The sequence below is a fragment of the Rhodoferax ferrireducens genome (genome assembly GCF_031458075.1).
In the GTDB taxonomy this organism is placed as follows: domain Bacteria; phylum Pseudomonadota; class Gammaproteobacteria; order Burkholderiales; family Burkholderiaceae_C; genus Rhodoferax_B; species Rhodoferax_B ferrireducens_A.
In genome coordinates, this window is sequence record NZ_JAVDXT010000007.1 from 86,505 (window position 1) to 101,406 (window position 14,902).

Sequence of the window (14,902 nt, forward strand, 5' to 3'; positions counted from 1 at the left end):
GTCAGTGGGCCTCTTGGATGGTGGCCGCTTGCTGCGGCAATGCGGGCACGGCCGCGGCCGGTTTGCCCTTGAAGATGCTGCGCACCAGCACAAAGAACACCGGCACGAAGAAGATCGCCAGCACGGTGCCGGAAATCATGCCGCCGATCACGGCCGTGCCCAGCGCGTTCTGGGCGCCAGCGCCGGCTCCGCTGCCCAGCACCAGGGGCAGCACGCCCAGGATGAAGGCCAGCGAGGTCATCAGGATAGGCCGCAGGCGCAGCCGGGCGGCGGTGATGGCCGACTCGACCAGGCCCATTCCCTGGGCCTGCAAGTCCTTGGCGAACTCGACGATCAGGATCGCGTTTTTGCAGGCCAGGCCGATGGTGGTGAGCAAGCCCACCTGGAAGTACACGTCGTTCATCTTCCAGGTCAGCATCGCGGCCAGCAAGGCGCCGAACACGCCCAGCGGCACCACCATGATGACGGAGAACGGGATCGCCCAGCTCTCGTACAGCGCGGCCAGGCACAGGAAGACGATCAGGATCGACAGGCCGTAGAGCAGCGCGGTCTGGCCGCTGGACTGCTTTTCCTGCAGCGACAGGCCGGTCCATTCGTAGCCTATGCCCGGCGGCAGCTTGGCCACCGCGGCTTCCACCATGGCCAGCGCCTGGCCGCTGGATGCGGTACCCGGCTTGGCCATGCCCAGGATTTCGACCGAGGGCACGCCGTTGTAGCGCTCCAGCCGCGGCGAGCCCACCGACCAGCTGGCGCTGGAGAAGGCCGAGAACGGCACCATGCTGCCGGCGCTGTTGCGCACATACCAGTTGTTGATGTCTTCGGGCAGCATGCGGTACGGGGCATCTGCCTGCAGCATCACCTTCTTGACGCGGCCCTTGTCGATGAAGTCGTTCACATAGCTGCTGCCCCAGGCGGCGGAGAAGGTGTCGTTGATGTCGGCCATGGTCAGGCCCATGGCGCCCGCCTTGTGGGCGTCGATGTCGAGCTTGAACTCGGGCGTGTCCTCCAGGCCGTTCGGGCGCACCGCTACCAGGCCGTCTTCTTTGGCCAGCATGCCGAGCAGCTGGTTGCGCGCCTGCATCAAGGCCTCGTGGCCCAGGTTCGCGCGGTCTTGCAGCATCAGGTCGAAACCTGTGGCGTTGCCCAGCTCGGACACCGCGGGCGGTGCGAAGGCAAACACCTGCGCATCGCGGATGGTGGCGAAGAAGGCGCCGGCCTTGGCCGCAACGCCGCTGACGCTCAAGGCCTCGGTCGCGCGCTGGTCCCAGGGCTTGAGCCGCACAAACACCAGGCCGGCGTTCTGGCCGCTACCGGCAAAGCTGAAGCCCGCCACGGTGAACAGGCCATCCACCGCGTCTTTCTGGTCTTCCAGGAAATGGTGTTCGACCTGCTTCATCACGTCCAGGGTGCGCGACTGGGCGGCACCGGGCGACAGCTGGACCAGGCCAAACAAAGTGCCCTGGTCTTCGTCGGGCAAGAAGCCCACCGGCAGCTTGAGAAAGCCGAACACCACCATGGCGACGATCACCGCGTAGGCCGCCATATAACGCCAGCCCTTGCCCACCATGTGGCGTACTACGCCCTGGTAGCGGCTGTTGCCGCGGTCGAAATTGCGGTTGAACCAGCCGAAGAAGCCGGTCGTGGCCATCGCATGGCCCTTGGCCACCGGTTTGAGCAGGGTGGCGCACAGCGCCGGGGTCAGCACCATGGCCACGAACACCGACAGCGTCATCGCCGCCACGATGGTGATGGAGAACTGGCGGTAGATCACACCGGTGGAGCCAGGGAAGAAGGCCATGGGCACAAACACCGCGGCCAGCACCAGGGCCACGCCGACCAGTGCGCCGGTGATCTGGCCCATGGATTTGCGCGTGGCCTCCAGCGGCGACAAGCCCTCCTCGATCATCACCCGCTCGACGTTCTCCACCACCACAATCGCATCGTCGACCAGCAGGCCGATGGCCAGCACCATGGCGAACATGGTCAGTGTGTTGATGGAGTAGCCGAACATCGCCAGCACACCAAAGGTGCCCAGCAGCACCACCGGTACGGCAATCGTCGGGATCAGCGTGGCGCGGAAGTTCTGCAGGAACAGGAACATCACCAGGAACACCAGCACCACGGCTTCGACCAGGGTCTTGATCACTTCCTCGATGGAAATGCGCACAAACGGGGTGGTGTCGTACGGCTTTTGCACCTTCATGCCGGTGGGGAAGAACTTGGTCAGCTCGTCCAGCCGTGCGTCGATGCCGCGCACCGTGTCCAGCGCATTCGCGCCAGTGGCCAGCTTGATGGCCAGGCCGGTCGCGGGCTTGCCGTTGTAGCGCGCCACCACGCCGTAGCTTTCGCTGCCCAGCTCGATGCGGGCCACGTCGCGCAGCCGCACCTGGGAGCCGTCGGCCTGGGTGCGCAGCAAGATGGCTTCGAATTCAGCCGCGGTCTTGAGGCGGGTCTGCGAGGTGATGGTGGCATTCAGCTGCTGGTTCTGGGTGGCCGGCAGGCCGCCCAGTTGGCCGGCCGATACCTGGGCGTTCTGCGCCTGGATGGCGGTTTTCACGTCCAGCGGCGTCAGCTTGAAGTTGTTCAGCTTGTTCGGGTCGAGCCAGACACGCATCGCGTACTGCGCGCCGAACAAGGTGGTGTCGCCCACGCCTTCGACCCGGCTCAGCGGCTCTTGCACATTGGCGGCCACGTAGTCGGACAGGTCCGAGCCGTCCATGCTGCCGTCTTCCGAAGTAAAGGCCAGGATGTTCAGGAAGTTGCTGGCCGACTTGGTAACCTGCACGCCCTGCTGCTGCACTTCTTGCGGCAGCAGCGGCGTGGCCAGGGCCAGCTTGTTCTGCACCTGCACCTGGGCGGTATCGGGGTCGGTGCCGTTCTCGAAGGTCAGGGTGATCGTCACCGAGCCCGAGGACTCGCTGGTCGACGCCATATAGGCCAGGCGGTCCAGGCCCTTCATCTTCTGTTCGATGACCTGGGTGACGCTGTCCTCCAGGGTCTTGGCAGAAGCGCCGGGGTAGTTGGCGGAAATGGCAATGGCGGGCGGCGCAATGCTGGGGTACTGCGCAATCGGCAGGGTGTTGATCGCCAGCACACCGGCCAGCATCACGATGATGGCAAGTACCCAGGCGAAGATCGGGCGGTCAATGAAAAAACGGGCCATGGTGGTCGTCCTTGGGCTTTAGCTCTTGGCGGGTGCCGAAGCGGGTGGCTTGGCAGCGGCCGCACGGGTGGGGTCGTAGGCCACCGCGTCCACGGCGGCGCCGGGCTGGGCTTTCTGCTGGCCTTCGACCACCAGGCGGTCACCGGCTTGCAGGCCGCTGGTTACCAGCCACTGGTCGCCAATCGCCTGGCCGGTTTGCAGCGCGCGCTGCTCCAGCTTGCCGTCGGCCGTCACCACATAGGCCGTGGGCTTGCCGGTGGCGTCGCGGGCCACGGCCCGCTGGGGCGCCAGCACCGCCTGCTCCATCACGCCTTCTTCCAGCACGGCGCGCACATACATGCCGGGCAGCAGCTCGCCCGTGGGATTCGGGAACTCGGCGCGCAGGGTGATGGCACCGGTGTTCGGGTCTACCGTCACGTCGGAGAACTTGAGCTTGCCTTCCAGCGCATAGCTGGAGCCGTCTTCCAGCAGCAGCCTGGCCTTGGCCGTGCCGCTGCGCAGGCTGCCCTTGGACAGCGCGCGCTTCAGGCGCAGCACTTCGCTGCTGGACTGGGTGACGTCCACATAAATCGGGTTCAGCTGCTGCACCGTGGCCAGCGCGCTGGCCTGGTTGGCGGTAACCAGGGCGCCGGGGGTGACCGAGGACTTGCCGACCCGGCCGCTGATCGGCGCGGTGATGCGGGTGTAGTCGAGGTTGATCTTGGCGGTCTGCAGCGCGGCCTTGGCCGAGGCCACGTCAGCCTCGGTTTGCAGCAAGGACGCCGCCGCGTCGTCGGCCTCCTGCTGGCTGACGGCCTTGATCGCCACCAGTTCCTGGTAGCGGCCGGCCTTGAGCTTGACCGACACCAGGTTCGCCTCGGCCTTGGCCAGCGCGGCCTGGGCGCTGTCGGCACTGGCGCGGTAGGTCGCCGGGTCGATCTGGTACAGCAACTCGCCCGCTTTCACATCGCTGCCTTCGGTAAAACGCCGGGTCTGCACCAGGCCGGTGATCTGCGGCCGCACATCGGATACCAGCACTGGCGCGGTACGGCCGGGCAGCTCGGTGGTCAGCGCCACGCGCTGGGGCTGCACCACCACAAAACTGACCTGGGGCGTGCCCAGCTGGGGCGGTGGGCCGCCTTGCGGGGCTTTGCCGCAGGCAGCCAGCAGCGCGCTGGCCGCCAGGGCTGCGGCCAAGCCGGCGGGCCGGCGGACGGATGAAAAAAGCATGGGCATGGGAATTCTCCTGGGCGGCCACTGCAGATGGCCAAGATGGCTATCCAGTCAAAACAGTACCGTACAGTTCATTTTAAGTTTGACTTTTAACGCCTGTCAATCAAAAATGAACACCTGAGTTCAATTAAAAAGCGGAGACACGATGAAAGTCCGAACCGATGCCAAGCGCGATGCGATCCTGCGCACCGCCGGCGAGGTGTTCCTGGAAATGGGCTACGAGCGCACCTCCATGGCCGAGATCGCGGCCCGCGTCGGCGGCTCCAAGGCCACGCTGTACGGCTACTTCCCCTCCAAGGAAGCCCTCTTCATGACCCTGGCGCACCAGTTCGGCGCCGACCACATCGACCCGGCGATGGACGAGCTGATGGCCGCCGTGGACGAGGACCTGACCACCGTGCTGGAGCGCTTCTGCGAGCGCCTGCTGGTGTTTTTAAGCGCGGCCGAAACCATCTCGGCGCACCGCCTGGTGCTGGCCGAGGCCGGGCATTCGGATGTGGGCCGGCTGTTCTACGAGGCCGGCCAGAAGCAGGGCATGGAAATCATGGGCGGGTATCTGCAGTCGCTGATGGACCGCGGCCACCTGCGCCAGGCCGACCCGGTGATCGCCGCCCAGCACCTGGGTTCCCTGGTGCATTCCGAGGTCGACCACCGCTACTTCTACCGCGATCTGCCCGAACTGAGCCCCGAGCAGATCAAGGGCATGGTGGCGCGCGCGGTGCAGGTCTTCCTGGGCGGCTACAGCCCCCGCTGAAATTTATGAAAATAATGGCTGTGGCGCACATTCCACCAGCGCCAACAGCTATTATTTAAATAGCGCAGCACAAGGCACCCCATCGGGCCCTGGCTCCTCTACACTTCGCGCAATAACCGCCCACGGATTGCCCACGATGTCCACCGAAACCGCCGTACCCGCACGCCCCCAGGTTGAGCACTTTCGCCAGGTTCTGCTCTGGCCGCTGCGGCTGATGCCGGTGCGTGGCAGCCAGGGCCGGCACGCCAAACCCTGGCAGGTGCTGGCCGACATGGGCGAAGCCTCGCCCTGGCGCGAAGTGGTGGACGAGTTCACCGGCGACAGCAGCCGCTTCCACGAGCGGCACTACAACGAATTCGTCACCTTCCTGCCCTATGTGCAGCGCTTTCTGTACGGCGAGGGCCTGCCCAAGCATGGCCAGCCTGGCAAGACCCAGGGCTCGCCGATGCGGGTGTTCCGGCGCCACGATATTGCGGCGGTGCGCGTGGTGCCACGGCCTGGCGACGCACCGATCACGCTGCAAACCGTGCATGTCGACCTGTACTTCTTTCTGGACGTCGACCTGGTGCTGCTGAACGTCGAGGTGGTGGGCGACAAACTGGGCCTGGAGCAGGCGCAGGAGCTGATGTACCGCTTCGGCCGCGCCTACCCGGCGGGCTGGGACGCGGCTGGCCAGGCCTTGCACTGCCTGGCCAGCGCCGAATGGCTGGACGCGCAAGGCCAGGTGCTGGCCGCCTCGGACGCCAACCAGCGCGATGCCTTCATGGCCCATGTCAGCACCCGCCGCGCGCCGCGCATGTCGGCCCACTGGGACTATGTGATGCAGCCCCTGGTCGGCGACCATTCGGACCACGAGGGCCCGCTGCGCTTTCGGCAGATCGAGTACTACCGCATGCCGCTGATGGCCTACCTGGCGCTGGACCGGCCTCGCGCCCTGACCCGCAGCGACTTCGTGCGCCTGGGCCTGGTCACCGGCTCCAGCCCGGTGGACTTGTCGGGCGACTGCGCCCTGCCCTATGGCGAGCAGCACCTGAGCGACTTCGAACACAAATACTGCTACGACCGCTTCTGGGCCGATGCCGGCGCCGCGCCGAATACCCGCTACCTGTGCAACGGCCATGCGATGGTGGTGGTCGGCGATGCCGCCAGCCAGTTCTACGGCTGCCGCGACCGCGGCGTGCTGGCGCAGTTCCGGCACCAGCACTTTCTGGTGTTCCTGATCGCCCACTTCCAGAAGGCCGCGCTGCTGATGTATTCCGACCGGCTGGCCGAGGCGCTGAAGAACCTGGACATCAGCGACGCCGCCAGCATCCGCCAGTTCAAGCGCGCGATCCGCGAAGGCTTTGGCAGCTTTCTGCGCTTCACCCACCGCTACTGGTTCCACGAACTGTCCGAGCAGGCCCAGGTGCGCGCGCTGTCGCAGATGTGTTCCCAGCACCTGGGGCTGGACGCGCTGTACGCCGAGGTCAAGGAGCGGATCGCCGAGATGAACCAGTACCTGGAGGCCGACAGCCTGCGCCGCCAAGCCAACACCGTGGTGCGCCTGACGGTGGTGACCATCTTCGGCCTGATCGGCACCGTGACCACCGGCTTCCTGGGCATGAACCTGCTGGCCGAGGCGGATGCGCCCATGGGCCGCCGGCTGGGCATTTTTGCCATCACCTTCGTGCTGACCACGGCGCTGACGGTCTACACCATGGTCAAGTCGAAACGGCTGTCGGACTTCCTGGATGTGCTGTCCGACGAGCGCACCACCGCCTGGCAAAAGACCAAGGCGCTCGTCGGCGTCTGGACCCGCAAGGACGATTGATCACCCGTCGGGCGCCAGGGCCGGGCCGCAAGCCGCAAAATAGGGCTGCCGCATTCCCGGAGCCCGACCATGCAACCGATCCAGCTTTTTGACCCCGCCACCAGCAGCTACACCTATGTGCTGGCAGACCCCGCCAGCCGCTCCGCGGCCATCATCGACCCGGTGGACACCCAGCTGGAGCGCGACCTGGCCCTGCTGCAGGCCCAGGGCCTGACCCTGGTCTGGACGCTGGAGACGCATACCCACGCCGACCACATCACCAGCGCCGGCAAGCTGGCCGAGCATGCGGGCGCCAAGACGGCAGCCCCGGCCGGCTGCGGCATCCACAGCGCGGCCGTGCAGCTGCAGCACGGCGACTTCCTGAGCTTTGGTGGTGAGACCTTGCAGGCCCTGCACACACCCGGCCATACCGCAGGCAGCATGAGCTTTGTCTGGCGCAACCATGTGTTCACCGGCGACACCTTGCTGATCAACGGCTGCGGCCGCACCGACTTCCAATCCGGCAGCGCCAAGGCGCTGTACAACAGCCTGACGCAGGTGCTGTTCGCCCTGCCCGACGAAACTATGGTCTGGCCGGGCCACGACTACCATGGCCTCAGCCACTCCAGCATCGCTGCCGAGCGCGAACACAATCCCCGCATCGCCCACAAAACCCTAGAGGAGTTCACCGCCACCATGGACGCATTGCATTTACCCCGCCCGCAACGCATGGACGAAGCCGTGCCTGCCAACCTGCATTCCGGCCTGCGCCACGACGCTGGCGCGCCCGCCTCTGCGGCCCGCCCGGCCGAAGGCTATGCCGGCGATGTATCGCCCCAGCTGGCCTGCCAATGGTGGCAGGCGGGCGAAGCGGTGCTGGTCGACGTGCGCACCGATGCCGAGCGCGAATGGGTGGGCTTTGTGCCCGGCGCCGTGCCGCTGGCCTGGAAGCAGTGGCCGGGCATGGCCTTGAACCCGGGCTTTGACGCCGGCCTGCAAGCCGCGCTGGCCGGTGGCAAAAAAGCCGTGCTGCTGTGCCGCAGCGGCGTGCGCTCGGTGGCCGCGGCCAAGCGCGCGACCGAGCTGGGCCTGCAGGCCTACAACATCCTGGAAGGCTTCGAGGGCGACCCGGACGGCGATGCCCACCGGGGCCGCCAAGGCGGCTGGCGCTTCCACGGCCTGCCCTGGCGCCAGGGCTGAGCCGGGCTCGATCCGGCTAAATTTGGATAAAACGTGGCGGCTGCCCGGCCATCCATTGGGCAAAGCTGCTCGCCCCGTCTCCAGGCACCGCGAACAACGCGCCCAGCAGGCTGTCGTCCTCCCCCAGGCTGAAAGCCTCGGCCATGGCCGGCAAGGTTTTGCAGCCCAGCGCCTGGCAGAGCTCGATGGCCATCAACTGGCGGCCCTGGCGGATCTGGGTCAGGGCCGAGGCCCCGGCACCGACGGATTCGGCCAGCTCCGCCAGTTCGTCGAGTCCGCTATGCGGCTCAAGCTGTAGCCAACCGGTCTGGCCCTGCGCGTTACGCCCCAGAATGCCGAACGGTGCACCGATCACCGTGTACTCGACCCAGCCCTGCGCAGTCACCCATTGCGCCAGCGCCTGGGCCATCGCCGGGGTGCGCAGCATGGCGTTCTGCACCGGCGTCAAGGTGGCGCGCCACAGGGCCGCGTGGCGCTGGCAGGTGGCCACCAGCAGTTGGCTGACCGCATCCACCAGGCGCCGGGACATGTCGGACACCTGCTTGGGAATGAACTGCGCGATCAGGCCGCGGTTGAAGGCCTGCACCGCCAACTGCTCGTCGGCCTGGCCGGTCAGCAGCACCTTGGCGCCCGGCCAGTCGCGCAGCGCGTCCAGCAGTTGTAAGCCGTCGGTCAACGGCATCGAGTAGTCGACCACGCACACCTGGGTCAGGCCATAGCGGCGCGCGCCGTGCTGCGCCCAGTACTGCAGGATCTGCGGGATCAGCGGCGTGCCGTGGCGGTGCCAGCGGTCGATGATCTCCTGCTGGGCCCACACATCGGCCTCCCAATCGGCCACCTCCTGCTGCAGCTGGCGCAGGCACTGCGCGGGGCGCAGATAAAAGCGCACCGGCCAGGCCGCGGGCGCCAGCAGCTGCAGCATGTCCAGGTAGCCGGGATCGTCGTCCAGAAACACCACGCTGCCGGGGGATGCAAAAAGAGGAAAGCTCATGGCGTCTCGTGGTTGGTGCTGCGCGGGTGGCTCACTTCGGTATCTTTCCCATCTGGCGAGTCTACTAGCCGGCAGACGTCGATAATGCGCGCAAAGAACACCGGAGACCGCAGGATGAGTTTTCTCGCCATCGACATTGGCAACACCCGCCTCAAGTGGTCGCTGTACGAAGCGCCCCGCCCTGGGGCCACCTTGTTGGCCCATGGCGCCGAGTTTCTGGAGAACATCGACAAGCTGGCCGATGGCCCCTGGGCCGGGCTCGCCGCGCCCAAGCAGATGCTGGGCTGCATCGTCGCCGGCGATGCGGTCAAGCGCCGCGTGCACGAGCAGATGGAGCTGTGGGAGGTGGCACCCCAGTGGGTGGTGGCCAGCGCCGCCGAGGCTGGCCTGGTCAATGGCTACGACCACCCCACCCGCCTGGGCGCCGACCGCTGGGTCGCCATGGTGGGCGCGCGCCACCGCATGCTGGCCCAGGGCCCGGAGCGGCCGATGGTGGTGGTGATGGTGGGCACGGCGGTGACGGTCGAGGCCATAGACGCGCAGGGCAAGTTTCTGGGCGGGCTGATCCTGCCCGGCCACGGCATCATGCTGCGCGCGCTGGAATCGGGCACCGCCGGCCTGCACGTGCCGACCGGCGAGGTGCGCGAGTTCCCCACCAATACCAGCGACGCCCTGACCAGCGGTGGCACCTATGCGATTGCCGGCGCGGTGGAGCGCATGGTGCAGCATGTGCGCCAGCACTGCGGCGCCGAGCCGGCCTGCTTCATGACCGGCGGCGCCGGCTGGAAGATGGCGCCCAGCATGTCGGTGCCGTTCGAGCTGGTGGACAACCTGATCTTCGACGGCCTGCTGGAAATGGCTGCCGGTCGCTTCAAGCCATAGTTTTTAAGCTTTTAGGCCTCCAGCTCAGGTAGTACCTGCGCCACCAGCTATATATTCAATAGCAAACACTTATTTGGGCCTGAGCCAGGCTTCGGCCAACCGCACCCAGTAGGTGGCGCCCATGGGGATCAGGTCGTCGTTGAAGTCATAGCTGGGGTTGTGCAGGGTGCAGGGGCCGGCGCCGTGGCCGATGGCGCGGTGGTCGCCGTCGCCATTGGCGATGAAGCAGTAGGCGCCGGGTTTGGCCAGCAGCATGAAGGCGAAGTCTTCGGCGCCCATGGTGGGCTCCTGGGCGATGACGTTCTCGGCGCCCACTACCTCGGCCATCACACGGCGGGCAAATTCGGCCTCGGCCGGGTGATTGATGGTGGGTGGGTAGTTGCGCACAAACTCGAACTCACAGCGGGCGTCGAAGGCGCTGCACAGGTTGTCGGCAATCTGGCGCATGCGGGATTCGATCAGGTCCAGCACCTCGATGCTGAAGGTGCGCACCGTGCCCTGCAGCTCGACGCTGTCGGGCACGATATTGGTGGCCGAGCCGCCATGCACCATGGTGACCGAGACCACGCCGGCGTCGATGGGCTTTTTGTTGCGGCTGATGATGGTCTGGAAGGCCAGCACCATCTGGCAGGCAATCGGCACCGGGTCCACCCCCATCTGCGGCATGGCGGCGTGGCTGCCCCTGCCGCGGATGGTGATCTTGAATTCGTTGCTGGAGGCCATCACCGGGCCGGGGCTGAGCGCGAACTGGCCGACCTGCATGCCCGGCCAGTTGTGCATGCCGAACACCGCGTCCATGGGGAAGCGCTCGAACAGGCCTTCTTGCACCATGTCGCGGGCACCACCACCGCCTTCTTCGGCCGGCTGGAAGATCAGGTAGACCGTGCCGTCAAAGTTGCGGTGCGCGGCCAGGTACTGGGCGGCGGCCAGCAGCATGGCGGTATGGCCGTCATGGCCGCAGGCGTGCATCTGGCCCGGGTACTGGCTGGCGTGGGCGAAGGTGTTGAATTCCTGCAGTGGCAGCGCGTCCATGTCGGCACGCAGGCCGATGGCGCGCTTGGAATCGCCGTTCTGCAGGATGCCGACCACGCCCGTGCCGGCCAGGCCGCGGTGGATGGGGATACCCCATTCGGTCAGCTGCTGCGCCACCAGATCGGCGGTACGCACCTCCTGGAAGCTCAGCTCGGGGTGGGCGTGCAGGTCGCGGCGCAGGGCCGCGATGCCAGGCGCTTGCTGGACCAGGGTGTCGATCAGGGGCATGGTGGACCCTCCTTAGGTGCGCACCCGTCCGTCGCCGGTGAGCATGGACAGATTGACAAAACTCGACCCCACATGGTCGGTGGCCGAGAAGTTGACGGTAAAGCCGCCGTAGCTCTGCGAGCCCAACGCTTCCAGCCCGCCGACCAGGGACTCGCGCGTCAGGCCTTTGCCAGCGGCGCGCTTCAGGCCATCCACCAGCACCTTGGCCGACAGATAGCCCTCCATGCTGGAGAAATTGGCCCGGGCGTCGCCGCCGGCGGTCTTGACCGCAGCGATGAACTCGCGGGCAATGGCACTAGTCGGGCTGTAGGGTGAGGGCATGACCTGCGAGACCACCACGCCGGCAGCGTCCTTGCCCAGCTCGTCGGCCAGCGCCTGGGTACCGACGAAGGAGACGTTGAAGAACTGCCCGCCGAAGCCGGCCTTGCGCGCGGCACGGATGAAGGCCGCACAGGACTTATAGGCGCTGATCTGCACGATGGCGTGGGGCTCGGCAGCGCGCAGGGTTTGCACAGCTGCCGCAACGTCCACCGAGTTGCGCTCCACCGTGGCCAGCGCCACCGGTTTGCGGCCCAGCGCCGACAAGGCCAGGTTCACGCCGTCCAGGCCGGCCTTGCCATAGGCATCGTTCTGGTAGAACACCGCGATCCGGTCCAGCCCGAGCTGGGTCAGCTGCTTGACGATCAACGCGGTCTCGTCCTGGTAGGAGGCACGTACATGGAAGGCGTATCGGTTGAACGGCGTGCGCAAAGCCATGGCGCCGGTGAACGGCGCCACAAATGCGGTCTTCGCCTGCGTCGCCAGCGGCAGCGCGGCCAGACTGGTCGGGGTGCCGATGTAGCCAAACAAGGCCAGCACGTCATCGGCCAGCAGCTTGCGGGTGTTTTCGATACAGCGCTCGGGTTCGTAGCCGTCGTCCAGCGAGCGCAGCTCAATCTGCCGACGCTCCACGCCGCCCTGGGCATTCACCAGATCGAAGTACAACTTGGCGCCCTGGGCAAACTGCAGGCCGAGCTGCGCAGCCGGCCCGGTGAGCGCAGCCGACTGGCCGATCAGTATCTTGCCGTTGGGCTGCGCGTGCACGGTTGAAATACCAGCGACTGCAGCAGCCCCGGCGGCGATGGAAAAACGGCGGCGATTTATCATGGACCTATTCTGTCAGAAGCGATAAACCCATGATGCAAGACCCAGACCAATCCGCGACAAGCCTGGTGCGCGGCGCCTGTCCGCACGACTGCCCCGATACCTGCGCGCTGCTGACCACGGTGCAGAACGGCGTGGCCATCAAAGTCCAGGGCAACCCCGCGCATGCGCATACCGACGGCGTGCTGTGCACCAAGGTATCGCGCTACACCGAGCGCAGCTACCACCCGGACCGCATCCTGCAGCCGCTGAAGCGTACGGGCCCCAAGGGCTCGGGGCAGTTTGCTGCGGTCAGCTGGGACGAGGCCCTGACCGACATCGCGGCCCGCCTGCAGGCCATCGCCGCCCGCAACCCCGAGGCCATCGTGCCCTATAGCTATGCGGGCACCATGGGGCTGGTGCAGGGTGAAAGCATCGCCGCGCGCTTCTTTCATCGCCTGGGGGCGTCCCTGCTGGACCGGACGATTTGCGCTTCGGCCGGTGGTGAGGGCCTGGTGCAGACCTTGGGCGGCAAAGTCGGCATGAAGGTGGAATTCTTTGCCGAGTCCAAGCTAATCCTGATCTGGGGCAGCAATTCGATTGGCAGCAATCTGCATTTCTGGCGCTATGTGCAGCAGGCCAAGCGCGATGGCGCCCGCCTGGTGTGCATCGATCCGCGCAAAACCGAAACCGCCGAAAAATGCCATGCGCACATCGCCCTGCGCCCGGGTACCGACGCCGCGCTGGCCTTCGCCCTGATGCATGAACTGGTCCGGCACGACTGGCTGGACCATGCCTACCTGGCCGAGCACACGCTGGGCTGGGCTGCCTTGCGCGCTCGGGCTCTGGAATGGCCGCCCGAGCGCGCTGCCGAGGTCTGCGGAGTGCCTGTGGAACAGATACGCGCGCTGGCGCAGGATTACGGCCAATGCTTTGTGAACGGGCAACCCGCGGCCATCCGCCTGAACTACGGCATGCAGCGCACCCGCGGCGGTGGCAATGCCACGCGGGCCGTCGTCAGCCTGCCGGCGCTGATCGGCGCCTGGCGGCACCGGGCAGGTGGCGTGCTGATGAGCAGCTCGGGCCAGTTCCCGGTGCAGCGCGCGGCTTTGCAGCGCCCCGATCTGCTGGCCGGACGCCAGCCGCGCACCGTCAATATGAGCACGATCGGCGATGCCTTGCTGGACCCGATCGGGCCCAAGATCGAAGCGCTGGTGGTCTACAACAGCAATCCAGTGGCCGTGGCACCGGAGTCGGGCAAGGTGGTGCAAGGCTTTGCGCGCCAAGACCTGTTCACCGTGGTGCTGGAACACTTCCAGACCGATACCGCCGACTATGCCGACTACATCCTGCCCGCCACCACCCAGCTGGAGCATTGGGATGTACACAGCAGCTACGGCCACACCGATGCCTTGCTGAACCGGCCGGCGATTGCACCGCTAGGCCAGTCCAAACCCAACACCCAGATCTTCCGCGAGCTGGCTGCGCGCATGGGTTTTACCGAGGATTGTTTCAACGATAGCGACGAGGCCTTGTGCCGCACGGCCTATGGCGACCAGGTGGACTTCGGCGCTCTGGATGAACATGGCTTTGCCACGATTACGTTGCCGGATGCACCGTTCGCCACAGGGCAGTTCCCTACGCCGTCGGGCAAATGCGAGTTTTGGAGTGCGCGGCTGGCGGCGCAAGGTCTGGATGGCCTGCCCGATTACCTGCCGAACTATGAGGGCGCCGGACTCTCTGGCGATTACCCACTGGCGATGATTTCACCGCCAGCGCGTAACTTCCTCAACTCCAGCTTCGTCAATGTCACCAGCTTGCGCGCCATTGAAGGGGAGCCGGTATTGGAGATCCATGCAAGTGATGCGCAAGCCCGGGGCATCACCACCGGGGCGGTGGTGCGCGTTTTCAACCAACGCGGCACCTACCGTTGCAAGGCAAAGGTATCGCCCCGAGCCCGTGCGGGCGTGGTGAATGGAATGGGAATTTGGTGGCGCAAACTGGGCCTGGACGGCAGCAATGTGAACCAGCTGACCAGCCAGCGGCTGACGGACCTGGGCCGTGCTCCGACCTTTTACGACTGCTGGGTCGATGTGGCACTGGACACGCCAGTACAGCACGCCACCCCGGGCATCGCCTAGGCGGCGGCAGTCGCCTTTTCGCCCTTGCCTTTGGTGGCTGCAGGTGGAGTACCCACCACTTGCCAAATCGTCTTGAATGGGGTTTCGGGAATGGGCAGCGGTTTGGTACGTACTGCTTCTGGAGGAGTTGCGGGAACCACGGGAGCTTTCTTAGCCATGAGCACTTTCAAAATTTTGAGAGCGCCGATTGTCGCAGCAAAGCTATTGCCTGCCCGCAACCACTTTGGCATCGGAGCATCTCGCTGGGCCATTGAGACTGGGCGGTCCAGCGCAAAAGCGCACGGCATAAAGCGCCAGATCAGCACATAGAGGTTTTCGATCAAAATGGGGCCCCTGCGAAGGCGATCCATCCGCACCCCATTTCTCCATTTACCGAAGACAAGCACCA

The 14,902-nt window shown here is 66.0% G+C and carries 11 protein-coding genes and 1 pseudogene; 6 read left to right on the forward strand and 6 right to left on the reverse strand.

The features are described 5' to 3' along the window. Window position 1: 1 nt before the first annotated feature. A complete protein-coding gene (locus J2X19_RS24635) occupies window positions 2-3,163 on the reverse strand; it encodes an efflux RND transporter permease subunit (protein WP_310377118.1) in 3,162 nt (1,053 codons plus the stop codon). Between the two features lie 18 nt (window positions 3,164-3,181). Next, a complete protein-coding gene (locus J2X19_RS24640) occupies window positions 3,182-4,372 on the reverse strand; it encodes an efflux RND transporter periplasmic adaptor subunit (protein WP_405048750.1) in 1,191 nt (396 codons plus the stop codon). Between the two features lie 148 nt (window positions 4,373-4,520). Between J2X19_RS24640 and J2X19_RS24645 the strand changes: the two genes are divergently transcribed. The 4 genes and pseudogenes from J2X19_RS24645 to J2X19_RS24660 all read left to right on the forward strand — a co-directional run bounded on the left by J2X19_RS24645 (window position 4,521) and on the right by J2X19_RS24660 (window position 8,118). Next, window positions 4,521-5,129 carry a TetR/AcrR family transcriptional regulator gene (locus J2X19_RS24645; protein ID WP_116608269.1) on the forward strand — a complete coding sequence of 203 codons (609 nt, stop codon included), beginning with the start codon at window positions 4,521-4,523 and terminating at the stop codon, window positions 5,127-5,129. A gap of 136 nt (window positions 5,130-5,265) precedes the next feature. Then, window positions 5,266-6,939: a magnesium transporter CorA family protein gene (locus J2X19_RS24650; RefSeq protein WP_116608268.1), complete on the forward strand. Its 1,674-nt coding sequence runs from the start codon at window positions 5,266-5,268 to the stop codon at window positions 6,937-6,939. Window positions 6,940-7,008: 69 nt separating this feature from the next. After that, a pseudogene (locus J2X19_RS24655) lies at window positions 7,009-7,509 on the forward strand (MBL fold metallo-hydrolase); the annotation flags it as partial. 138 nt (window positions 7,510-7,647) lie between these two features. Continuing rightward, a complete protein-coding gene (locus J2X19_RS24660; RefSeq protein ID WP_310377172.1) occupies window positions 7,648-8,118 on the forward strand; it encodes a rhodanese-like domain-containing protein in 471 nt (156 codons plus the stop codon). A gap of 16 nt (window positions 8,119-8,134) precedes the next feature. Here J2X19_RS24660 and J2X19_RS24665 read toward each other — a convergent pair whose 3' ends face one another. Further along, entirely contained in the window at window positions 8,135-9,109 is a 975-nt protein-coding gene (locus J2X19_RS24665; protein ID WP_310377120.1) for a DNA-binding transcriptional response regulator, read from the reverse strand. A gap of 114 nt (window positions 9,110-9,223) precedes the next feature. Here J2X19_RS24665 and J2X19_RS24670 point away from each other — a divergent pair, with 114 nt between their 5' ends. Further along, window positions 9,224-9,991 (forward strand): type III pantothenate kinase, encoded by a 768-nt coding sequence (locus J2X19_RS24670; protein WP_116608265.1) that lies wholly within the window; start codon window positions 9,224-9,226, stop codon window positions 9,989-9,991. Between the two features lie 69 nt (window positions 9,992-10,060). On the opposite strand, the gene J2X19_RS24675 is transcribed toward J2X19_RS24670, so the two are convergent. Next, the gene (locus J2X19_RS24675) at window positions 10,061-11,251 is read right to left on the reverse strand and encodes a M20 aminoacylase family protein (RefSeq protein WP_310377121.1); all 1,191 of its coding nucleotides are present in this window, start codon (window positions 11,249-11,251) and stop codon (window positions 10,061-10,063) included. Between the two features lie 12 nt (window positions 11,252-11,263). After that, window positions 11,264-12,397 (reverse strand): ABC transporter substrate-binding protein, encoded by a 1,134-nt coding sequence (locus J2X19_RS24680; protein ID WP_116608263.1) that lies wholly within the window; start codon window positions 12,395-12,397, stop codon window positions 11,264-11,266. A 29-nt stretch (window positions 12,398-12,426) separates the two neighbouring features. On the opposite strand from J2X19_RS24680, the gene J2X19_RS24685 reads away from it, so the two are divergent. Further along, window positions 12,427-14,514, forward strand: a complete 2,088-nt coding sequence (locus J2X19_RS24685) for a molybdopterin-containing oxidoreductase family protein (RefSeq protein ID WP_310377122.1) — start codon at window positions 12,427-12,429, stop codon at window positions 14,512-14,514. On the opposite strand, the gene J2X19_RS24690 is transcribed toward J2X19_RS24685, so the two are convergent. Then, the gene (locus J2X19_RS24690) at window positions 14,511-14,837 is read right to left on the reverse strand and encodes a hypothetical protein (RefSeq protein WP_310377123.1); all 327 of its coding nucleotides are present in this window, start codon (window positions 14,835-14,837) and stop codon (window positions 14,511-14,513) included. The genes J2X19_RS24685 and J2X19_RS24690 overlap by 4 nt on opposite strands. Window positions 14,838-14,902: the final 65 nt, after the last annotated feature.